The 20,184-nt window shown below is 69.0% G+C and carries 19 protein-coding genes and 1 tRNA gene; 7 read left to right on the top strand and 13 right to left on the bottom strand.

From position 1 onward, the window contains the following. The first annotated feature begins 35 nt into the window (after positions 1 to 35). Both murA and D7Y04_RS24105 read left to right on the top strand, forming a co-directional pair. Positions 36 to 1,307 carry a UDP-N-acetylglucosamine 1-carboxyvinyltransferase gene (gene murA / locus D7Y04_RS24100; protein WP_120580947.1) on the top strand — a complete coding sequence of 424 codons (1,272 nt, stop codon included), beginning with the start codon at positions 36 to 38 and terminating at the stop codon, positions 1,305 to 1,307. A gap of 137 nt (positions 1,308 to 1,444) precedes the next feature. Further along, positions 1,445 to 1,837, top strand: coding sequence for a zf-TFIIB domain-containing protein (locus D7Y04_RS24105; RefSeq protein WP_120598226.1), 393 nt, complete (start codon positions 1,445 to 1,447; stop codon positions 1,835 to 1,837). A 48-nt stretch (positions 1,838 to 1,885) separates the two neighbouring features. Here D7Y04_RS24105 and D7Y04_RS24110 read toward each other — a convergent pair whose 3' ends face one another. Then, positions 1,886 to 2,731 (bottom strand): discoidin domain-containing protein, encoded by an 846-nt coding sequence (locus D7Y04_RS24110; protein ID WP_233601557.1) that lies wholly within the window; start codon positions 2,729 to 2,731, stop codon positions 1,886 to 1,888. 215 nt (positions 2,732 to 2,946) lie between these two features. Here D7Y04_RS24110 and D7Y04_RS24115 point away from each other — a divergent pair, with 215 nt between their 5' ends. The 3 genes from D7Y04_RS24115 (at position 2,947) to D7Y04_RS24125 (ending at position 5,812) form a co-directional block, all read left to right on the top strand. Beyond that, positions 2,947 to 4,908, top strand: a complete 1,962-nt coding sequence (locus tag D7Y04_RS24115) for an ABC transporter substrate-binding protein (RefSeq protein WP_120580950.1) — start codon at positions 2,947 to 2,949, stop codon at positions 4,906 to 4,908. Between the two features lie 6 nt (positions 4,909 to 4,914). Further along, positions 4,915 to 5,691 carry a hypothetical protein gene (locus D7Y04_RS24120; protein ID WP_147477185.1) on the top strand — a complete coding sequence of 259 codons (777 nt, stop codon included), beginning with the start codon at positions 4,915 to 4,917 and terminating at the stop codon, positions 5,689 to 5,691. A gap of 48 nt (positions 5,692 to 5,739) precedes the next feature. Continuing rightward, positions 5,740 to 5,812 (top strand) — tRNA-Gly (locus D7Y04_RS24125). An 85-nt stretch (positions 5,813 to 5,897) separates the two neighbouring features. On the opposite strand, the gene D7Y04_RS24130 is transcribed toward D7Y04_RS24125, so the two are convergent. Then, positions 5,898 to 6,797: an SDR family NAD(P)-dependent oxidoreductase gene (locus D7Y04_RS24130; RefSeq protein ID WP_120598222.1), complete on the bottom strand. Its 900-nt coding sequence runs from the start codon at positions 6,795 to 6,797 to the stop codon at positions 5,898 to 5,900. Between the two features lie 50 nt (positions 6,798 to 6,847). Further along, positions 6,848 to 7,447 carry a TetR/AcrR family transcriptional regulator gene (locus D7Y04_RS24135; protein ID WP_158627580.1) on the bottom strand — a complete coding sequence of 200 codons (600 nt, stop codon included), beginning with the start codon at positions 7,445 to 7,447 and terminating at the stop codon, positions 6,848 to 6,850. Positions 7,448 to 7,563: 116 nt separating this feature from the next. Here D7Y04_RS24135 and D7Y04_RS24140 point away from each other — a divergent pair, with 116 nt between their 5' ends. After that, the gene (locus D7Y04_RS24140; protein WP_158627581.1) at positions 7,564 to 9,261 is read left to right on the top strand and encodes a DUF4135 domain-containing protein; all 1,698 of its coding nucleotides are present in this window, start codon (positions 7,564 to 7,566) and stop codon (positions 9,259 to 9,261) included. Between the two features lie 16 nt (positions 9,262 to 9,277). Here the strand turns inward: D7Y04_RS24140 and D7Y04_RS24145 are convergent, their stop codons facing one another. Further along, the gene (locus tag D7Y04_RS24145; RefSeq protein ID WP_121760828.1) at positions 9,278 to 10,702 is read right to left on the bottom strand and encodes a hypothetical protein; all 1,425 of its coding nucleotides are present in this window, start codon (positions 10,700 to 10,702) and stop codon (positions 9,278 to 9,280) included. A gap of 84 nt (positions 10,703 to 10,786) precedes the next feature. Between D7Y04_RS24145 and D7Y04_RS24150 the strand changes: the two genes are divergently transcribed. Next, positions 10,787 to 11,821, top strand: a complete 1,035-nt coding sequence (locus D7Y04_RS24150) for a PA0069 family radical SAM protein (RefSeq protein ID WP_121760829.1) — start codon at positions 10,787 to 10,789, stop codon at positions 11,819 to 11,821. Positions 11,822 to 11,849: 28 nt separating this feature from the next. Here the strand turns inward: D7Y04_RS24150 and D7Y04_RS24155 are convergent, their stop codons facing one another. From D7Y04_RS24155 to D7Y04_RS24195, 9 genes are all read right to left on the bottom strand, one after another. Then, complete coding sequence (locus D7Y04_RS24155) at positions 11,850 to 12,098, bottom strand: GlsB/YeaQ/YmgE family stress response membrane protein (protein ID WP_120598217.1); 249 nt, start codon at positions 12,096 to 12,098, stop codon at positions 11,850 to 11,852. A gap of 26 nt (positions 12,099 to 12,124) precedes the next feature. Further along, positions 12,125 to 14,260 (bottom strand): M13 family metallopeptidase, encoded by a 2,136-nt coding sequence (locus D7Y04_RS24160; RefSeq protein WP_233601558.1) that lies wholly within the window; start codon positions 14,258 to 14,260, stop codon positions 12,125 to 12,127. A 230-nt stretch (positions 14,261 to 14,490) separates the two neighbouring features. After that, positions 14,491 to 15,054, bottom strand: a complete 564-nt coding sequence (locus tag D7Y04_RS24165) for a chalcone isomerase family protein (protein ID WP_120580710.1) — start codon at positions 15,052 to 15,054, stop codon at positions 14,491 to 14,493. A 133-nt stretch (positions 15,055 to 15,187) separates the two neighbouring features. After that, positions 15,188 to 15,922 carry a DUF2063 domain-containing protein gene (locus D7Y04_RS24170; protein WP_121760831.1) on the bottom strand — a complete coding sequence of 245 codons (735 nt, stop codon included), beginning with the start codon at positions 15,920 to 15,922 and terminating at the stop codon, positions 15,188 to 15,190. Further along, positions 15,919 to 16,767 carry a DUF692 domain-containing protein gene (locus D7Y04_RS24175; protein ID WP_121760832.1) on the bottom strand — a complete coding sequence of 283 codons (849 nt, stop codon included), beginning with the start codon at positions 16,765 to 16,767 and terminating at the stop codon, positions 15,919 to 15,921. Before D7Y04_RS24175 ends, D7Y04_RS24170 begins: the two co-directional genes overlap by 4 nt. Before the next feature lie 117 nt (positions 16,768 to 16,884). Further along, the gene (locus D7Y04_RS24180; RefSeq protein WP_121760833.1) at positions 16,885 to 17,151 is read right to left on the bottom strand and encodes a hypothetical protein; all 267 of its coding nucleotides are present in this window, start codon (positions 17,149 to 17,151) and stop codon (positions 16,885 to 16,887) included. Between the two features lie 61 nt (positions 17,152 to 17,212). Then, entirely contained in the window at positions 17,213 to 17,836 is a 624-nt protein-coding gene (locus D7Y04_RS24185) for a YceI family protein (protein WP_120599552.1), read from the bottom strand. A 94-nt stretch (positions 17,837 to 17,930) separates the two neighbouring features. Then, entirely contained in the window at positions 17,931 to 19,355 is a 1,425-nt protein-coding gene (locus D7Y04_RS24190) for a hypothetical protein (RefSeq protein WP_233601559.1), read from the bottom strand. A gap of 116 nt (positions 19,356 to 19,471) precedes the next feature. After that, positions 19,472 to 20,179: a TetR/AcrR family transcriptional regulator gene (locus tag D7Y04_RS24195; protein ID WP_120599551.1), complete on the bottom strand. Its 708-nt coding sequence runs from the start codon at positions 20,177 to 20,179 to the stop codon at positions 19,472 to 19,474. Positions 20,180 to 20,184: the final 5 nt, after the last annotated feature.

Below are 20,184 nucleotides of genomic sequence, written 5' to 3' on the forward strand. Positions count from 1 at the left end.
GGCCCGGCAGCCGCACGAGAAGGCACGTCAAAGACATGGACAAGATCGTCATGAAGGGTGGCACCGCGCTGCACGGCGAGGTGGAGGTCTCCGGCGCGAAGAACGCGGCGCTGCCCATCCTGGCCTCCGCGCTGCTGGCGGATGGCACCACCACCTTCCGCAACGTGCCGGACCTGGCGGACGTGGCCACGATGCTGGAAGTGCTCCGCACGATGGGCTGCGAGGCCGCGCGGCTCACCGGCAAGAAGGCGGACACGTGTGAAATCAGCATCGCGGGGAACATCACCCCGGAGGCCCCCTACGACCTGGTGAAGACCATGCGCGCCAGCGTTCTGGTGCTGGGGCCGCTCGTCGCGCGCTTCGGCCGGGCGCGCGTGTCCATGCCGGGCGGGTGCGCCATTGGCGCGCGTCCCATCGACCAGCATCTGAAGGGCCTGAAGGCGCTGGGCGCGGACATCCACCTGACGGAAGGCTACGTGGAGGCCCGGGCGAAGCAGCTCAAGGGCGGCATGGTGAACTTCGACGTCATCACCGTCACCGGCACGGAGAACGTGATGATGGCGGCGGTGCTCGCGAAGGGCCGCACGGTGATGGAGAACTGCGCGCGCGAGCCGGAGGTGGAGGAGCTGGCGCGCGTCCTCAACAAGATGGGCGCGAAGGTGGAGGGGGCGGGCACGTCCATCATCACCATCGAGGGCGTGGACTCCCTGAACCCGGTGGAGCACGCCATCCTCCCGGACCGCATCGAGGCGGGCACGCTGCTGGTCGCGGCGGCCATCAGCGGGGGCAACGTGCTGGTGAAGCACGCACGGCCGGAGCACCTGGACGCGGTCATCGACAAGCTGCGCGAGGCGGGCTGCACCATCACCGCCGAGGGCGGGGGCCTGCGCTGCAAGGCGCCCAGGTCGCTCAAGTCGGTGAACATCACCACCACGGAGCACCCGGGCTTCCCCACGGACATGCAGGCGCAGTTGATGGCGCTGATGACGGTGAGCCACGGCACGTCCGTCATCTCCGAGAACATCTTCGAGAACCGCTTCATGCACGTGCCGGAGCTTCACCGGCTGGGCGCGGACATCACCATCCAGGGGCACACGGCGGTGGTGAAGGGCGTGAAGGCGCTCAGCGGGGCGCAGGTGATGGCCACCGACCTGCGCGCCAGCGCGTCGCTCATCCTGGCTGGCCTGCGGGCTGACGGGCAGACCGAGGTCAGCCGCGTCTACCACCTGGACCGCGGGTACGAGCGGCTGGAGCGCAAACTGCGGGGCCTGGGGGCGGACATCCGCCGGGTGAAGGAACGGGCCTGAGCCTGAGGGGCCGGCCGACGGCACGTTGCCAACAGAAGCCGCCGCACGGGTTGCATCCCAATTTTTGGGCGACTTATCATTCTCCATTCACTGGGGAGCACCAACCGCTCCCCCCTTTCAGGAGAACGAGCCGCCCCATGAATTGCCCCGGTTGCAGCGTCGAGATGACTGATCTCGAAGGAGATCACGAGACGTTGCGGAAGTGTGGAGACTGCGGAGGCCTGTGGACCGATGTTTCGGACCTGCGCCGCATCCTCCTTCACAACAACCTGCCCGGTCTGGAGCTACTCGGGGGCAAGGTCGACGCGGAGGCCCTGACAGGGCAGTGCCCGGACTGCCAGGTGGACTTCGTACGCATCGATGGTGGCGACCGGAAGCATCCGCTGCACTACGACACCTGCGAATCCTGCGGCGGCATCTTCCTGGAGTCGGAGTTCGCGGACGCCGCGGACACCAAGGCCGCCGAGCAGGAGATCGTCACCTTCTTCCGCAACTTCGACGCGAAGCGGAAGTCCAAGGCGGCCATCTAGGCCGCTAGGGTTGGTGGGCGCCCGGTTCTCCCAGGCGCCCGGTCGTTCTCAAGGCTTGCCGCGGAAGGCGCTTCCCCACTCCTCGGGGAGCGTCCCGTCCAGCGACAGCGCGGCGGCCGCCTTCGGCCCCTCGCCAGCGGCGGTCCGCTCGAAGCGGGCCGTCACCTTGCCCTTCTTCGGGATGTCCAACGTCACCTTGTTGCCGGACACCGTGTAGGTGCCGCTGACGACGGTGGTGGGCTCCGGCGTCTCCAGGGGCTCCAGCGAGAAGCGCCAGGTGCCGTCCACGAAGAAGGACAGGAAGCGCTCCGGGGCGCCTTCATGCCCGCCGAACCAGGTGCCCACGAGCGGGGCCACGCGCGCGTCGTACTTGTACCGGGTGGCCAGCGCGGGGCCGTTGAGGGGCTTTCCGCCCGAGTAGAGGACCAGGTCGGTGAGGCACACCGGGCTGTCTTCCTTGGCGCCAGGGAAGCGGTCCGCCACTTCCAGGATGAAGCGCGCGCCGAACAGCGGCTGGGACAGGGGCACGGCCTGCAGGCCCCGCTTGTCCTGCACGGTGACGCTGCGGGACGCGTCCACGCTGGTGAGGGTGAACTTGCGCACGCGGCCGTTGGCCTTGAAGGCGTCGCGGGAGGTTCCGTCGCCCGTGTAGACGCGCACCTCGTCCAGGGTGACGGGCTCCTTGAAGCCGATGAAGACGTGGGAGGGCTTCTCCCCTTCCGCGCACCAGACGGTGGTGTCCCGGCCGTCCAGCATATTGAGGGGCACGTAGTGGTCCGGGCGCCCCTCCTTCTCCAGCCAGGCCTCCGCCTGGGCATAGCCGGGCGCGGCGGGCGCGGCGGCGAGGACGAACGGAGACACGAACAGCAGGCAGGCCAGGGACAGGCGTCGCATGGGGCGCATCTTGGATCGTCCCCACCCCGGGGCTCCAGTCCGGGTGTGCACCTTCCGCCACCACCGGACCTCGCGGCGGGCCATGAAGGAGGGCCTGGCGTTGTCCATGTGACGTGCCGGGGGCGAGGATGAAAGCGGCCCGCCAGGGGTTGGGGGTGCTTGACACCCGGACACGCCCAGGCCGACAAGGCGGACCGACCGAGGAGGAAGACGTGATGCGACGTTGGGGCTGGGTCTGTGTCGTGGGGCTGCTGGGGGTGGCCGCATGCAAGAAGGACGTGCCTGCGGAGGTGCCGGACGCGGGCGTGGAGGAGACGGGCCCCTCCGCCCTCACGGAGAAGGAGCCCAACGAGCGGCCCGACCAGGCGCTGCCGATTACCCGCGACAGCGTGGTGACGGGCGGTCTGGCGGCGGAGCCCAACAAGCTGGATGAGGACTGGTACCGGCTGGCCCCCGGCACTCCGCGCATCGCGGACGTGACGGTGACGGGCCTGCCCGGCGGGGACGTGAAGCTGGACGTCTACGACCAGGACCGCAACCGGCTGGTGGGCGTGAACAGCGAGGGCGAGGGCAAGGGAGAGCGCCTTCCGAACCTCTACGTGGAGAAGGAGCGCTGGCTGGTGGTGTCGCCCGCGCGCAAGGGCACGGGCGGGGCGTACACGCTGGAGGTGAAGTACCGCCAGCCCAACGACGGCGAGGAGCGCGAGCCCAACGACCGCGCCGTGGACGCCGCCGCGCTGCCGCTGGGGCAGACGGTGACGGCGTTCCTGGGGCACTCCGGAGACGAGGACTGGTACCGGGTGGAGCTGCCCGGTCCCGCCATGCCCGAGGGTGAAGTCCCCGCGGTCCAGGACAGTGGCGCACCGGCGCCGGGCGCGACGCCCGAGGCCCCGGGTGCGCCGGCTCCGGGTTCGACGCCCGCGGCCGTGCCTCCGCCGTCCGTGCCGGACGAGACGCCGGTCATCGACGACAACGCGGCGCCCTCCCCCGAGGGCACATTTGGAGGCGGAGAGCCGCCCGCTCAGCCGCCGGAGGGCGCGACGCCCACGGCGCCCGGAGAGCTGGCGGGGGCGACGGCGGCCCAGGCGGCGGACGCGGGCCTCCCGCCCCTCGAGCCGGAGGTGCCGTCGGTGGCGCTGAAGATTGAGCTGTCCGCCGTGGAGGGCGTGCGACCGGAGATTTCGGTCCTGTCCGCCGCGGAGGCGCCGCTCTTCACCCTGCAGGGCAAGGAGGGCGAGCCGCTCGCGCTGCGCAACATTGGCGTGAGGGCCACGGACCGGGTGGTCTACGTGGTGGTGAAGGGCGGCTGGACGGGGACGGGCAAGGCACAGCGGCGCACGTACAACGCGCAGGTGCCCTACACGCTGACGGTGTCCCAGGAGGAGGCGGGGGCGCACGCGGAGCTGGAGCCCAACGACGAGCTGCTCAAGGCCACGCCGCTGACGGGCGCTGGCTTCCGCGAGGGCTTCCTGTCGCCCAAGTCGGACGTGGACAACTACGTGCTGACGACGCGCGAGCCGGTGCTGGCGAAGGTGGAGCTGTCGGGCGTGGACCGGTTGGACCTGACGCTGTCGATGGTGGAGCCGCCGCAGGGTGACGGGCAGAAGGAGACGGTGCTGCTCAAGGCCAACGACGGCGCCCTCAAGGAGCCGGAGCGGCTGAACAACGTGGCGTGCAACGGCACCTGCTACTTCCGGGTGGAGGGCTCGTTCCGGAAGGTGAACGGCAAGTTCGTGAAGGACTTCGAGAACGCGGACCAGCCCTACCGAATCAGCGTGACGACGGTGCCGGATAACGGCGGCGAGGAGCGCGAGCCCAACAACACCGCCGACCGCGCGCAGGACCTGACGTTGGGCAAGGCAGTGCGCGGCACGGTGTACCCGGCGAAGGACGTGGACTTCTTCCGGGTGGACCTGTCCGACCGGCCGGTGCGCACGGCCATCACCGCGACGCTGCTGGGCATCCTGAAGGTGGACGTGGGGCTCTACCTGCACCGGGTGCAGCCGGACGGAAAGCTGACCCTGGTGCAGACGTCCGACCGCGCCAAGGGTGACCTGCCGGAGACCATCCGCTACAGCGCCGAGCCGGGCGTCTACGTCTTCGAAGTGCGCGACGCGAAGAACCGCGAGGCGAACTTCCAGGACTCGTACCAGCTGACCGTCGAAGAGGGGGAGTAGCCCGACGTGCTGCCACTCGACTCGCCACGGTGGCATGCACTGGAGACGGCCAAGGGCCCTGCCTCCCACGTCCCGGGATTGCTCCGCCAGTTGAGGGAGCATCCCGAGGATGAAGGCCTGTGGTGGGGTGAACTCTGGGGTGCCCTCTTCCACCCGGGATCGATCTGCTCGGGTGCGTATGCCGCGATCCCCCACGTCGTGGAGGTGGCCCTTGCGCATCCAGGGCCCGTGACGCGGCGGGAATGCGCGGTCGTCGTTGGCATCACGGTGCTTGAAGGGCCAGTGGATGTCGTGCCCGAGGAGTTCCGGACTGACTTCCAGACAGCCATCGCGCATGCACGCCGGCTGGCGCTGGAAGAGCTGAGGGTCGCCACGCCTCGCCTGACGACCCATCTCCACCTGCTCATGGCCCTGGCAGGCCTGTCCGGATGGAAGCGGCTCGGGTACCAGATCGACGGGCTCGCGGCCGACCAGTTGGAAACGAAGTGTCCGAAGTGCGGTGTCCCGCTGGTCCTTCTTCCCGAAGATGAAGGAATGAGCGTTTCGGCGGAGCCCAACGCCGCATTCAAGCCCGCTGCCCGCCGCCTGCCGGTGACGCCCGCACCGGAGCGGACCGTCCCATCGGACGACGGGGCGGGGCCTCGGGAGCAGCTGCTCGCGTTGAGCCTGCACGCGGGACACGCTCGTGCAGCCACCTGGCTGCGGTGCCTGGGAGGAACCGCGTCATGCCCTGCGTGCGCGGAGACCTTCTCACTGGAAGACCCAGGCGATTCTTCCCGTTGACAAGGCAGGGCCCCGCCCCTACTTTGGGCCTCGCTTCGCGCATCACCTGCGGTGGTAGCTCAGTTGGTAGAGCACGAGCTTCCCAAGCTCGGGGTCGAGGGTTCGAATCCCTTCCGCCGCTCACTTGAAGGCCGGTAGTCCTTGAGGAAACTCGGGACTGCCGGCCTTCGTGTTTCCGGGGTTCCATGTCCTGGAGACCATGCCCTTCATCCGAGAGGGCGCAACAGGTCCTCGGAGACGGTCCAGAGGCGCTGGGCGAACGCGGCATCCTCCAACAGCCTGTGGCCCCGGGCCTCCTGGCAGTCGGCCCAGTACTTCCCGGTGAGGCCGTCCACGCGGGGGCTCGCGGCAAGCAGCGTCTGCGTCGCCGCGCCCTCTTCGACGGACTTCATGAACAGCCGGGCCACCGGCAGGATGAGGGTGAGCGGAAAGCCCACGCTCCGCGTGAGCGAGGTGCGCACCGCGCCCGGGTGCAGGGAGTTGACGCAGATGCCCCGGTCCGCGAGCCGGCGCGACAACTCCCGGGCGAACAGCGCGTTGGCGAGCTTCGACTGGCCGTAGAAGGCCACGGGCTTGTAGCCGCGATGCCCGTCCAGGTTGTCGAACTGGATGCCCTCGCGGGGCGCCTGGTTGACGCCCGCGCTGCTGCTGAGGACCACGATGCGGCCCGTGCGGTCCGGCACCCGGTCGACCAGCCGGTTCACGAGGAGGAAGTGGGCCAGGTGGTTGACGAAGAACTGCTGCTCGACACCGTACCGGAGCTCGAGCTTCGGGGGAGCCATCACCCCCGCGTTGGCGATGATGGCATCCAGCGGACGGCCCAGCGCGCGGACGGTCTCCACCGCGGCAAGGACCGAGGCCACGTTCCCCAGGTCGCAGGCGACAGGCGTCGTCGAGCCCCCCACCCGCTCACACGCCTCCCGCGCCTGTTCAAGCGAACGCGCGAGCCCGATGACGTGTCCGCCATGCGCGGTGAGCGCCCGCAGGGTCTCCGCGCCAAGGCCGGCGTTGCAACCCGTGAGAAGGAAGGTGCGCCCCTTCAGGTCAACCCCTTCGAGCACATCCTCCGCCGTGGAACGGGCACCGAAAGGTAGAGCTTCGCTCATGGAGAGGCCTCCGTGCGTCAAGCAACGAGGGAACGACAAGGCAGGGCGCGTCAGCGGCCCTGGCGCAGCGGCGCGAACAGCATCCGCACCGCGACGGTGATCTGCTCAACGAAGGCTTCGCGCGAGGTGCACGTGTGCTTCCAACCGCGCGCGGTGGCGTGCAGCGTCCGCGCGAGCTGCGGCGCGGTGAGTCCGGCGGACGCATAGACGGCCATCAACTGCGAATCGGAGAGCGCCCGGGCCAGGGCCTTCTCGAACCGGGCATCGTGGCTGGCCAGGAGCGAGCCCGTGAGGACGCCGCTGGTCTCGATGAGGTCCGAGGCATCCGCCCCCATCTGTCCGATGTAGCAGCCCAACCGCTCGTCGAGCGCGGCCACCAGCCGGGCCTCCAGCGGGCGCTCCGTAGCCGTCAGCGCCGCGAGCGCCGCCTCCAGGTGGTTGCCGAGCGCGTACTCCACCGCCGCCCGGAACAGCTCCTCCTTGGTGGCGAAGTGCAGGTAGAGGCCCTGGCGGGACACATCCGCCGCCCGGGCCACCTCCTCCATCGACGTCTTGCGATAGCCGAAGCGCACGAACACCCCGAGCGACGCCTCCAGCAGCTTGCGCCGCCGCGCATCATCCGAGGGCTTCGAGGGGGGCTTCGGATCCACGGCCATATGGACTCTTTTGACAACATGGGCTCATGTTGTCAACCAAGACCACAAGGCCCCATGTAAGCCCGCGCCTGTCCCGGTTCACCCTCGGATGGAGTTCGCAAGGCCGTATCGTGAACATTCCCGTCCAACCCCTGGGCCCTTCCGCCATGTACGACACCGAGATCAACGACGCGCTGAACGAAGTGACGACGTTCATGGGGACTGCGGTCATCCAGGGCGCGCCCCCGCACGTGAACGCGGTCAAGCCGTTCATCAAGGACGCCCTCAAGCAGGTCGTGAGTCAGCTGGCGGGCGTGCTCAAGCTGGCGGGGCTCCAGCGCCTGACGGGCATCCTGCTGGCGAACAACTTCCTCCACCGCACGGCGATGGACCTCTACGGCCCCTGCTCGGCGGCCGCCGGGCTGTCCGCGCGCCGGGAATGGGGCGCGGTGGACAATGCCTGGAACCTGCGTCCGCTCAGCTTCGCCTGGAGCCTGGGCCGCAACGCGCTGGGCTCGGTGGCGACGCTCGCGGAGACTCCGGCGGATCGCGTCTGGCGGATCATCCAGGACATGGTGCGAGCCCATGTGGACTTCGGAGCCTCGCTGGTGAGCCGCATCATGGGAGACAGCGCCCTGCTGCAGAATGCCTTCGGCATCACCGGGACCCTCGCCGACGTGAATGTCACGGGCAGCGACCCCCACCACACCGGCCACCGCGTCGCGCTGCTGCGGTTCTCCTGTGGAGGGCGCGTCGTCTACAAGCCGTCGGACCTCACCTTCCAATTGCTGCTCATGGGCGACCCCCAGTCGTATCAAATCTGCCGCACGCACTACCCCGCCCTGATGCCGTACACCGACAGCCTCTTCACCACGCTCGACGCGGACCTGCCGGCGATCCGCATCGTCGCGTTTCCGCACGCGAGGGGGGAGTACGGCTACATGCAGATGGTCGCGAAGACGCGGCAGATTGCCCTGGCGAATCAGCCCACGTACTTCCGGAAGCTGGGCCGGCTCATCACGGTGTCGGCGGTGTTTGGCATCACCGACCTCCATCACGAGAACGTGATGACCACCGCCCAGGGTCCCCACCTCATCGACGCGGAGATGGGCTTCAACTACCCCGCGGGGCCGCTCGACAACCCCATCAACCACGCCGCGCTGTCCCAGGTGCTCCGCATCGCCCCCCCGCCACACAGCATGGTGGGCGGCGTCTTCACCACCGACCTCTACCGGGGCCAGTGGCAGGCCAGCAACGTGTCCGCGCCCTATGATCAGACGGAGGTCAACGCGGGGTTCAGCACCGCGCTCCACGGCCCCTGGGTCCAGGCCGCCACGTACCCGAACGAAATCCTGGCCGGCATCCGCGAGGAGGTGGACCGCATCGTCACCGCCCTCAACACGGGCCGGGTGGACGCCTGGCTCAACCAGTTCCAGAACGTGGCCCCCATGGCGCGCGTGCTCCTGATGACGACGGACATGTGCCGCGCGCACGCGGAGGGCATGACCCAGAACATGAACGGCACCCTGGGGACGGAGGCCCATGCCATGGGCCAGGGCCTGTTCGAATGGCTGACGTGGTACGGCGGCCACCACAACGCGGTCCCCGGGGCCCTGTTCGAACCCCACAACCGCCAGCACTTCTTCTCGCCCCTGCGGACCCAGGGCGTCACCTACGTCGCCGCGACCGGGCAAGGCGTGACGGTGGCGAACCTCACGGAGGTGCGCAACAAGTTGAACCCGCTGCGGGGCACCCTGGGCCGGCCGCAGCTCAAGATGAAACTGCGCGACGCGCTGGAGAAGACGCTCGGATGTGGCCCGCTGCTCTGACGGACCACGGCCAGCTCTACTTCGCGAGCCACTCCGCGAAGCGCTTGTCGAGGAGCGGCGCCGCCTTGTCGACGGCGTCCCAGGTGTCGTCGTCGAGCTTCGGCGCGTCGTGACCGTGCGGCCCCGCGCGCTTTCCGAACGTCTTCTTGAGGTCGTCGGTGATCCACAGCCCGTTCATGTTGTGGAACCACCGCCACGCCAGCTCGCGGAGGCCCGGCGCTTCGCGGAGGTGGTTGTCCCAGAGGCCGCGCGGGAGCGCCTGCTTCACGAACTCCGACCCCTTCGCCTTGCGTGTCGCGACAGCCTCGAGCAGCGCGCGGTGCGCCGGGAATCGCGACGCATCAAGCAGGCCCCGTGTCGCGGCATAGCCAATGAAGAGCCCGGTCGTGACGTCGGGATACCGCTCGAGGGCGCCCCCGCCCTCCACGGCGAGGGTGACGGAGAGGGCCTCGTCGAACTCGAGCGTGAGCCACACGTGCTCCGCGGTGTCGAGCGCGAAGTCCCAATAGGCGACGGTGAGCGCGTCTTCGTCAGCGAAGGCGGCGCTACGACCGGTGGGCGGGCCGAGCAGTTTCGTGAGCTCCGCCTCCGCCTTCACCTTCCACGGCACGCCCAGGACGTCCTCGCCCACCTTCGAGCGCACCCACGCGGAGGAGACGTAGGGGATGAACGTCTTGGCCGTCTTCGGGATGGGCAGGAAGGCGTCGTTCAGGATGTCGTGGGAGAAGACGATTTCGACGCCGTGCTTCGCCGCTTCGACGTTCACCGAATCGGTGTTCTCACTCGTGGACGCGGGCACCTTCTTGCCAAGCACACCGGTCACGTAGGCGATGACCTCGGGGTCGTCCGCGCGCCGTCCCATGAGCGCCGCCAGTTGCTGGACCTTCGGGCCGAGCTTCTTCATCACCGCGGTGGGAACGAACGTGTGCACCGTCGCCGGAGGCGCGGACGCGGGGGGCACGGCATCGCCGTCCAGCCAGGCCGCGAAGTCGAAGTCCTTCGCCTTCGGCGCCCGGACCTTCTTCGCCTTCAGCCACGCAGCCAGCGCCTTGCGGCCGGACGCCCCCTCTTCGTCATCCAGGTCGGACACCTCCGTCTCGCCCCGGGCCCACAGCGCCAGGAACTCCTCGAGGCTGTTCGCGACCGTCCGCGCCTCGCCCTCCGAACCGACCAACGCCACAGCCCACGGAGCGTCCGCGCCGGGGTTCACGAGCGCGAGCAACGAGCCATCCGGAAGCTGGAGGAACGCGAAGGCGTCACGGTGAAGCCGGTCCGCCTTCTCCGGGTTCCACTCCTTCGGAACAGGCTCGGCCGCGAGCGCATCGAACCAGCCCAGCGTTCCATGGGACTGATTGCCAATCCACGCGCCGACGTCCGCCAGCAGCGGTGGAATCTCATGACCCTTCGGCGCCTTGGAGAGCTTGACCGTGTAGTTCGCCATCCGGGCAGCTTTGGCCGCGGCCCCCACGCTGTAAAGGCGCGCGGGCGTCTTGACTGAACGCGCTTTCAGCCACACCCTGGCCGGGTGAAGGCCCGTCCCGTCGACAATCCGCCCAACCCCTGGGCCAGCACCGCGGTGGAGTACCTGGACGAGATTCCCCCCGCGCGCCTGGAAGTCTGGGAGGACCACAGCCGCTCCATCATCGCGAGCAACGACAGCCCCGACGTGTGCTTCTCCTGGAGCGTCAACCCGTACCGGGGCTGCCTTCACGCCTGCGCCTACTGCTACGCGCGCCCCACGCACCAGTACCTGGACTTCGGCGCGGGCACGGACTTCGAGACGCGCCTCGTCGTCAAACCCAAAGCCCCGGAGCTCCTGCGCGAAGCCTTCGACCGTCCATCGTGGAAGGGAGAGACGGTCGTCTTCAGCGGCGTCACGGATTGCTACCAGCCCCTGGAGGCGTCGCTCCGGCTCACCCGCCAGTGCCTGGAGGTCTGCGCCGAGTACCGCAACCCCGTGGGCATCGTGACCAAGGGCGTGCTGATTGAGCGCGACCTGGACGTGCTCCAGCGGCTGGCGTCGGAGACGAAGCTGTTCGTGAGCATCAGCCTCCCCTTCCACAACGAGGAGCTGGCGCGCGCCATGGAGCCGCTCGTCGCCACACCGAAGCGGCGCCTGGCCACCATCCGCAAGCTCACGGAGGCCGGCATCGACGTGGCCGTGTCCGTGGCCCCCATCATCCCTGGCCTCAACGACGAGGACATCGCGCGGGTCATCACCTCCGCCCGTGAGGCCGGCGCCACGCGCGCGCACTACACGCTCTTGCGGCTTCCCGGCCCCGTGCAGGCCGTCTTCGAGGAGCGCCTGCGCACGAAGCTGCCCCTGCGCGCGGAGCGGGTACTGCACCGCATCCGCGAGACGCGCGGCGGGGAGCTCACCGACAACCGCTTCAAGCACCGCATGCGCGGCGAAGGGCTCTACGCCCAGACCATCCACCAGCTCTTCGCGACGTCGGCGCGCAAGGTGGGCATGCGCGCCTCATCCATCACGGAGGCCGCGCCGGACACCTTCCGGCGCCCCGCGCGGCCCTCCACGTCACCCCAGCTGTCGCTCTTCTAGGCAGCGAAGGGCGCGACATCCGGGGGCGCTATTTCCGGATGGCTTGCAGGATGGACAGCAGGATGACCGCGCCCACCGTGGCCACCAGCAGCGAGTACAGGTTGAAGCCTGTCACGCCCCGGCCACCGAAGAAGCTGAACACCCAGCCGCCCAGCATGGCACCCACGATGCCGGCGACGATGTTGGCGAACATCCCCATCCGGGCATTGGTGCCCTTGATGATGCTGGCCAGCCAACCCGCGATACCGCCCAACACCAGCCACGAGCAGATAGACATGCCGTCCTCCAGGTAGGACCGAAGCCTTACCAGACCTCACAGCGGTTCGCAGCGGGCGCCACCATCGGCGACCCCGCGGGGCAGGAGAAGGCCTGCTGGAACTGCGGCAGGTTCACGTCCGGCCCCTTCACGCGCAGGAACGCCGGCGAGTGCGAATCCGTCAGCGCCCGCTGCCGCGCAGCTTCGTTACGAATCTTCGAGCACCACGATTGCGCGTGCGCGAGGAAGAACTGCTGCCCCGGGGTGAACCGGTACGAGTTCGCCTTCGCCGCCTGCTCCGGGCGCTTCGCCAGGTAGGACTCCATGGCCGCGTACGCCAGCTTGAGGCCGCCCAGGTCCGCGACGTTCTCGCCCAGGGTGAGCTTGCCGTTCACCTTCACGTCGTCCACGGCGGTGTACTGGTCATACTGGTTCTTCACGCACGACACGCGCTCGCGGAAGGCCTTGTCCGACGCCGGGGTCCACCACGTGCGCAGGTTGCCGTCCGCGTCGAACTGGCGGCCCTCGTCGTCGAAGCCATGGGTGATTTCGTGGCCCACCACCATGCCCATGCCGCCGAAGTTCACCGCCGCGGACGCGTCCCGCCCGAAGAACGGCGGCTGGAGGATGCCCGCCGGGAAGACAATCTCGTTGGTGGCCGCGTTGTAGTAGGCGTTCACCGTGGGCGGCGACATGAACCACTCCTGCCGGTCCACCGGCTGGCCCACCTTGCGCAGCTGGCGCGCCTGCTCGAAGGCGTCCGCCGCCAGCACGTTGTCCAGGTACGAGTCGCGCGTCACCGTCAGCCCGTCGTAGCTGCGCCACTGGTCCGGGTAGCCAATCTTGTTGGTGATCTTCTTCACCTTCACCAACGCCTGGGCCTTCGTCTCCGCGTCCATCCAGGACAGCGTGTCCAGGTTGCGCTCGAAGGACTGCTCAATCTGCTGGACCATGTCCAGCGTGGTGGCCTTGCCGTCCGCGCCGAAGGTGCGCGCGATGAAGGGCTTGGCCAGCGCGTGCGGCAGCGCTTCGTCCGTGGCGTCCACGCACTTCTTCCAGCGCGCCAGGTCCGCCTTGGCGCCGGTGAGCACCGTGGACTCGAAGCGGAAGAACTCGTCGCGCAGCGCCTTGGGCAGCGCCGTCTGCACGTCCTTCACCAGGTGGTAGGAGAGGTACGGCCCCATGTCCGTCGGCCGCTGCTGACGCACCAGCGCGGACACCTCCGAGAAGAACTTCGGCTCCGTCACGTTGAGCGCTTCACCCGCGGGCAGCCCCACCTGCGCGAAGTACGTGTCCCACTGGAAGGCGGGCGCCAGCTGCTTCAGGCCCTGGCGCTCCAGGCGGTGGTAGACCTTCTCCGGCTCGCGGCGCTCCTCCTTGGGCAGCCGCGCGTTGGCCAGGCGCGTCTCGATGGCGAGGATGCCAATGGCCTTGCGGCTGGCCACGAAGGGCGCGTCCCCCAACAGCTCGAAGACCTTCTGCACGTGCGCCTGATAGGCGGTGCGCGCCTCGCGCATCTTCACGTCGGGCTTGAGGTAGTAGTCGCGGTCCGGCAGGCCCAGGCCCCCGGCATCCACCACGGCGATGACCTGCGTGGCGTCCTTCTGGTCCTGATCCGACCCCACGCGGAACAGCGCGTTCACGTCGCGCGCGTGCAGCCAGGCCACCGCGCCAGCCACCGCCTGCGGGCTCTTCAGGCCGTTGAGCTTCGCCAGGTACGTGCGCAGCGTAGGCAGCGACTGCTCCAGCTTCGCCTCGTCCATGCAGGAGCCGTAGAAGTCGCCCAGCTTCTTCTCTTCCGCGGTGCCCTCACCCTGCCCTTCCGCGGCCTTGGCGAGGATGTCGCGCAGCACGGTCTGGTTGCGCTCGGCCACCGTCTCGAAGCCGCGGCTCCAGCGCGCGCGCTCGGCGGGGATCTCCGTGGCCTTCAGCCAGCCGCCACACGCGTACTGGTAGAAGTCGTCACAGGGGTTCACGGACGGGTCCATCACCGCGGCGTCCAGGCCCGGGGGCATGGGGCGCTCGGACATGGGCACGGCGGGGGCCTCTGGCGCGGGCGTGGCCGGCGCGGCGGCGGCCACGGGGGCCGGGGTGGAGGCCTGGGGCGGCTCGGGGGTGGGCTCCGCCGTCTTGCAGGCGGCGCCAAGGACACAGGAGGCGGCGAAGAGGGCCAGTCGCTTCAAAGCGTTCTCCAGCACGGACAAGGGGTGAGAATCCGGCGCGCATCAACTCCTGATGCACGGGGGCATTCCAGCTTCAACTCCAGCGCGTGTGACAGGGGCCTCGTCCGCTGTCCACCATTGAAGCAATGGCGTTGCCTCCGGAAACGACTGCGCCCCACGAAACGCCCCTTCCGTGAAGAAGGGCCGCTCCGGGGGCGCGCGCAGGACTCCGGGTGAAGCGTGGAGGAGCGTCAGTCTTCCTTGCCGAGGATGCCGTCCTTGAGGCCGCTGTCCACGGGGTCCTTGCCCAGCCACACGGAGAAGAGCGCGTCCGCGAAGTCCTTGCCCTCCACGTCGATGGACTGGCCGCCCGTCACCTGCACCGTGGTGCCCTTGCCGGGGACGTAGGTGAGGTTGAGCTCCTGGCCCTCCTTCACCTCCGCGGGGATGGCGGCCTTGAAGGCGTCCAGGCGCGCCTGGAGCTTGGGCATGTTCGCGCCCGCGCTCTTCTTGAAGCCGTTCTCGATGGCCTCGGTGATCTGCTCCTTCTTGAGGTCGCGCTTCATGAACATGCGCACGCGCTTGACCTCGTCCGCGTTGAGCAGCGCGGTGGCGTCCTGCGTGGGGTTCTCCACGTAGAGGCCCAGCGTGTAGACCTTGAAGATGGCCTTCTTGCGCAGGCCCACGCCGTTGAGCTTCAGCTCCTTGCCAGCCACGGTGGCGGTTTCCGGGTACTTCACACCCGCGATGTCCTTGGCCATGACGGGCGCGGCGAGGGTCAGCGACAGCAGCACGGCAGTCAGCGTCTTCTTCATGGTGAAAACCTCCGGGTCGGTTTCTGCGCGATGTTGGACGCAAACCTAGCCATGCGTCTTCACGAAAGGATCCATGAAGGACACTTGCGTCTTGACGTGCTGCGGCGAAACCGCTCGGAAGACAACAGGTTCTTCAGTGAATACGGGCTGCCGGAGCCAGCACCAGGCCGTCCTTCGCGAAGCGCACCACCTCCGCGTGGAGGTCCGCGGCGGACATGCCGGTGGCCTGGACGACGGCCTCTTCTGACAGGCCCTCCACGGCCATCTTCAGCACCAGCAGCGAGGGCGGCGTGGCCTCCATGTAGAAGGTCACCAGCCGCTCCGGGTGGCGCCAGAGCAGCGCCAGCTCCTCGCCTTCCACCGGCGCCGCTTCCGCTCCCCGGGCCCGCACGAACGCGCAGAGCTGGTAGGGCTGCTCCAGCACCGTGAGCGTGGGGTTGGGAGTCAGACGCTCCACCGCGTCCGGGATGTCTTCCTCGGAGGCGAACACCGCGAAGTCCGTCCACTCGAAGCGCGCGAGCGCGGGCAGGAACGGCGGCAGTCCCTTCGCCGCGGCGTCCGAGACGAAGGGCGCGAAGCCTTCACCCAGGCGGTTGAGTTCGTAGTGCCGCGCGGGACGCGTGCGGGTGTAGCCCTCCACCAGAGCGTCCCACGCTTCGGGCGTCACCGCCTTGCACGTCAGCGGGAAGAGCTTCTCCAGCGTGGAGCGCACGTGGCCGCGCACGAACTGGCCGTAGAGCGCCATGCGCTCCGGATCCACGTCCCAGCCCGGGTGCGACGCGGACAGCTTCAACAGGCCTTCCGCGCCGGGTGGCCCCGCGAGGTACGCGTCCATGCTGTCGAAGAAGTGCCTCAGCGACTGCTTCATCGCGAACCCTCCGCGAGCAAGACGCGGGCATGGTCCGCCTCGTCCAACACAGCGTCCAGCGACGGGATGGCCTGGTCCCACTCAATCAGAGTGGAGACCGGGCCGGTGCGCTCCAGCGTGTAGCGGTACAGCGCCCACACGTCGTCACAGACGCGGTCGCCGTGCGTGTCGATGAGGACTGTTTCGCGCTGGTCATGGCCGGCCAGATGCACTTGCACCACGCGTTCCAGGGGCAGCGCGTCCACGAAGGCGCGCGGGTCGTAGCCGTGGTTCTTCGCGTTGACCCAGACGTTGTTCACGTCCAGGAGCAGCCCGCAGTCCGCGGCCTCCACCACCTGGCGCAGGAAGTCCGCTTCCTTCAGCGTGCCGCCCGGCATGGCCGCGTAGTAGCTGGGGTTCTCCAGCAGGAAGGGGCGCTCCACGCGCGCCATGACTTCGCGCACGCGCGGCACCACGTGCTCCACCGCGGCCTCCGTGAAGGGCAGCGGCAGCAGGTCATGCAGGTGCACGCCGCCCAGCCGCGAGTAACACAGGTGGTCGGAGAAGAACGGCGCGTCCAGCCGCTTCACCAGCGCGGCCAGGCGGGTGACGTAGTCGTCATCCAGCGCGTCCGGCCCGCCGATGTTGAGGCCCACGCCATGCGGCAGCAGCGTCCAGCGCTCGCGGCACGCGTCTAGAGCGCGTTGGGAGCGGCCGCCCAGCGTGAGGAAGTTCTCCGGGATGATCTCCACCCAGTCCAGCGCGCGCGGCGTGCGTGGCAGCGCTTCGTAGAAGTCGCGGCGCAACCCGATGCCCGCCCCCAGTGGCTTCAATCCATGGCGGTCTGCGTAGCGGGGGGACGGCATGCGGCGCTCCTCCTTGGAGCTTGCGGGGTGGAAACAACACGGGCGGCAGGAAGGACTCTTCCCGCCGCCCGCGAGCCTGGGAGGAGACCTGTCACGCAGGCCCTCCCAGATGAATGACTACTTCTTGCCGCTGCAGGAGCCAGCGCCGCAGGAGCCGGCGCCACAGGAGCCCTCGGCGCCCTTCTCCGGGGCGGCGGCGGGGGCGGCGGCGGGAGCCGCGCTGTCGGCGGGCTTGTTGCTGCAGCTGGCCTCGGCGCCTTCGGCCGCGCCCGGCGACGCGGCGTGCACCTTGCTGCCCTCCGCCGCCTTGTTGGACGCACAGCCGGTGGCCAGCGCGCCGAGGGACAGGGTGCCGACGACCGCCGCAAGAGCCTTGACGTTCATGTGTTGCTTCCTTTCGTACCGCTTGGGGGTGTGACTACGAGGGAACTGACGACAACAACCGCTACGGCTTGAACTGCGTGGAGCCCCAGGCGTCGACCGTGACTTCGGCCCGCTCGCCTACCTTCAGCAGCAGCGCTTCGGTGCGCTGGATGCCGTAGGCCTCCAGGGGAATCTGGAACTTCGCGCGCACGCGCAAGAGCTCGCCCGCGGCGCGGTTCTTCGTCTCGGCCGTCTCCTGGAGGTACGTGGCCGTCACCTCCACGGGCTCTTCGCGCGTGATGCCGTGAATGGTGAAGGTGCCCTTCGTCTTGAGCACCACCGGCTTCGCGTTGGCGAGCGGCGCGGGCAGGGCCACATCCTTGAACTCGAAGACGATGTCCGGGTGCTTCGCCGCGTCCAGCCAGCGGTCGTTCTGAAGGTGGCCGTCGCGCGTCTCGTTGCCCGTCTTGATGGACTTCACCGGCACCTGGAAGCGGCCGCTGGCCTTCTGCCCCTGCACATCCACGCGGCCCGTCACCTGGTTGGACAGGCCGTTGATGACCTCCAGCGGCGCGTCCAGCACGAACATCACCGTGTCGCGGCTGTTCGGATCATGGAAGACGAAGTGCTTGTCGGAGGGAGCGGGCTCGGCGGCGGACGCGGACAGCGACAGGGCGGTGGCGAGCATCAGGACGCTGCGGAACATGGCGGACCTCATCTACGGGAGCCGCGAACCTCGCGGATGCATGCGATACGCGACAACCGGGAATCGGTTACGGCCCTCTTCCTTTTCCAGGGGTTTACCTCGCGTCGTCCGAGGTCCGCTCGCCATCCAGTGCCTCACGCAACCCACTGCCCGGCGCAGCATGGAGCGTGACGCCGCCTGGGTCAATTCGGACGCCCAGGTTCTCCAGCAAGGGGGCCAGTTCGGAGAAGGCGGGCTTCGGCAGATGGCGGGCGAGCAGCGCACCGAACAGCGGCTGGCCCGCGACCGTGTCCACGGCGGCTCCGAAGCTTTCGAGCGTCGCGGTGGGGCCGTGCGTGGCGAGCAACTCCAGCACGTCCTCCAGTTGTGCGCGGCCGTTCGTCACGCGGCGCAGCTCCACGTCCAGGTGCAGTGCGAAGAGCGCACCGGTCCAGTAGATGCCCATGAAGTTTCGCTCTTCGGCGACGACCTCCTTCATGTTGCGTGAGCGCGAGGCGGCCTGGCCTCGCGCGAAGCCATTCGTCAGCTCCCGCCAGGCCTGCTGGGCCGTCTGGCGTCCGGACCGCGCGCGGGCGAGCTCCGTGTAGTAGGTGGCCAGGCCCTCGGTGAGCCAGGCCTCCCGGGGCACCAACGCCGGATGCGTCAGGTGCAGCATCTCGTGGACGGCGACCCAGTCCTTCGCGAAGGACGCGGCGGTGGCGTCCTGCCCCACGAGGATGGAGATGCTGGGCGGAGCGCTCCACAAGGTCATCCCGAAGACTCCGGGCGTGGCGTCACCGGGCACGGGCACGACGCGCACGGTGATGCGCGGGTACGGGAAGGACTTGCGCACGGTGACCACCTCGCGCCCGGCCTGTTCAAGCCACGCGCAGAGGTCCGCGTCCGTCAGGTGCGTGAAGCGGCCCAGCAGGGCGACCTCCATCACGGAGGCTCCGACATGCGCCTCGCACCGCCTGCCACCGAAGGAATGGAAGCCCGCGTCGATGAGGTCCTCGCCGCGCAGGTGGTAGACGCCGTTGTCTCCGGGTGTCCATGGCAGGAGCACGTCCGCGCCAGACGCAGTGACGTCCACGCGCATGTTGGCCGTCACGCGGCTGGGGGTCAGCAAGTAGGCCTTGCCGGCCACGTGCCACGTGTCTCCTTCTCCCATGCCTCCGAACAGGTGCCTGCCGCCCCCTCCTTGTGAGGAGGTGGTCAACGGGTAGTGGTAGCGGATGAAGCGTGTCCCCTCGGGAACCTGCACCACTCCGTTCTTGGGGAAGACGTCGAAGCGGGTGCCGACCTCGTCCGTGATGAACAGGGACTCCACCCGCCCCGGCTGCCGGAAGAGGAACTCGCGCGGAAACTTCCGAGGCAGGAAGACCTCCACGTTCAAACGCGGCGTGGGGTCCTGCGTGTAGATGATGTTGTAGCGGAGGGGCTCGGGGTCCGCCCAGGGAGCCGCGAGCGGCGCGGAGGCACATGCGCCCAGCGTGAGCGCAAGGCTCAGCAGCCACGCGCGAGCCACCCACTTCTTCAATGCGCCCACTTCATCCCCGCAGTTCAAGGTCCGCGCAGAAGGACTCCACGGTGGACCCCATGCCGTCCAGCCCGGAATGCCGACGCACCAGGAACACATGTCGGCAGGACGTCCGCTCAGAGGGGCTTCTTGCGCGCGGAGCCGACACGGCGCTTCCGGGAAGGCGCCTTCTTGCGCGAGGCAGGAACCCTCCGCGGCGCCGCGTGCGCGCGAGGCGCCTCGTTCGTGGCGCTCCCCTCCCCCTCCACGGGAGCCCCCGCGACGAGCAGCGCGCGAGCCGCGTCCAGAATCTCCCCCGCCAGCGGCTGGGACGCGGTGGCCCGTGCGAGCGTCATCGCGCCGAAGCACAGCGCCACCGTGGCCAGCATCTGCTGCCGGGGCGTGGCGCCCTCGCGCGGGGGCAGGTGCGTCTGGGCCTGGCCCACCAGGTCCTCCAGCCCCTGTCCGAACGCGGCCTGCACCTCCGGCGCCGCGCGCGTCAGGTCCGACAGGAGCGAAGGCATCATGCAGGTGGTATCGCCCGTGCCCCGGTCGAACTGATCCAGGTAGCGCCGCGCGAAGCGATCCAGGAACACGGGGCCCCGCGCCTGCTCCAGCCCCGCGAGCCAGGGCGTCCTGCGCGCCGTCATGAAGGCACGCAGCGACTCCGCGAGCAGCGACTCCTTGGAGGTGAAGTGGGCGTAGAAGCCGCCCACCGTCAGGCCCGCGGCCCGCATCACGCGCTCCACGCTCGCACCGCTGAAGCCCTCCGCGCGGAACAACTTCTCCGCCGCCGCGAGGATGCGCGCGTGCGTGGCCTGCTTGTGTTCAGCGGTGTAGCGCATCGCCC

The sequence above is a fragment of the Corallococcus sp. AB038B genome (genome assembly GCF_003668955.1).
GTDB lineage: Bacteria > Myxococcota > Myxococcia > Myxococcales > Myxococcaceae > Corallococcus > Corallococcus exiguus.

Excerpts from the sequence above, each read along its gene's own strand:
- murA (WP_120580947.1), top strand. The coding sequence starts at position 36 with ATGGACAAGATCGTCATGAAGGGTGGCACCGCGCTGCACGGCGAGGTG.
- D7Y04_RS24105 (WP_120598226.1), top strand. The coding sequence starts at position 1,445 with ATGAATTGCCCCGGTTGCAGCGTCGAGATGACTGATCTCGAAGGAGAT.
- D7Y04_RS24110 (WP_233601557.1), bottom strand. The coding sequence starts at position 2,731 with ATGCGACGCCTGTCCCTGGCCTGCCTGCTGTTCGTGTCTCCGTTCGTC.
- D7Y04_RS24115 (WP_120580950.1), top strand. The coding sequence starts at position 2,947 with ATGCGACGTTGGGGCTGGGTCTGTGTCGTGGGGCTGCTGGGGGTGGCC.
- D7Y04_RS24130 (WP_120598222.1), bottom strand. The coding sequence starts at position 6,797 with ATGAGCGAAGCTCTACCTTTCGGTGCCCGTTCCACGGCGGAGGATGTG.
- D7Y04_RS24145 (WP_121760828.1), bottom strand. The coding sequence starts at position 10,702 with ATGGCGAACTACACGGTCAAGCTCTCCAAGGCGCCGAAGGGTCATGAG.
- D7Y04_RS24155 (WP_120598217.1), bottom strand. The coding sequence starts at position 12,098 with ATGTCTATCTGCTCGTGGCTGGTGTTGGGCGGTATCGCGGGTTGGCTG.
- D7Y04_RS24165 (WP_120580710.1), bottom strand. The coding sequence starts at position 15,054 with ATGAAGAAGACGCTGACTGCCGTGCTGCTGTCGCTGACCCTCGCCGCG.
- D7Y04_RS24170 (WP_121760831.1), bottom strand. The coding sequence starts at position 15,922 with ATGAAGCAGTCGCTGAGGCACTTCTTCGACAGCATGGACGCGTACCTC.
- D7Y04_RS24175 (WP_121760832.1), bottom strand. The coding sequence starts at position 16,767 with ATGCCGTCCCCCCGCTACGCAGACCGCCATGGATTGAAGCCACTGGGG.
- D7Y04_RS24180 (WP_121760833.1), bottom strand. The coding sequence starts at position 17,151 with ATGAACGTCAAGGCTCTTGCGGCGGTCGTCGGCACCCTGTCCCTCGGC.
- D7Y04_RS24185 (WP_120599552.1), bottom strand. The coding sequence starts at position 17,836 with ATGTTCCGCAGCGTCCTGATGCTCGCCACCGCCCTGTCGCTGTCCGCG.
- D7Y04_RS24195 (WP_120599551.1), bottom strand. The coding sequence starts at position 20,179 with ATGCGCTACACCGCTGAACACAAGCAGGCCACGCACGCGCGCATCCTC.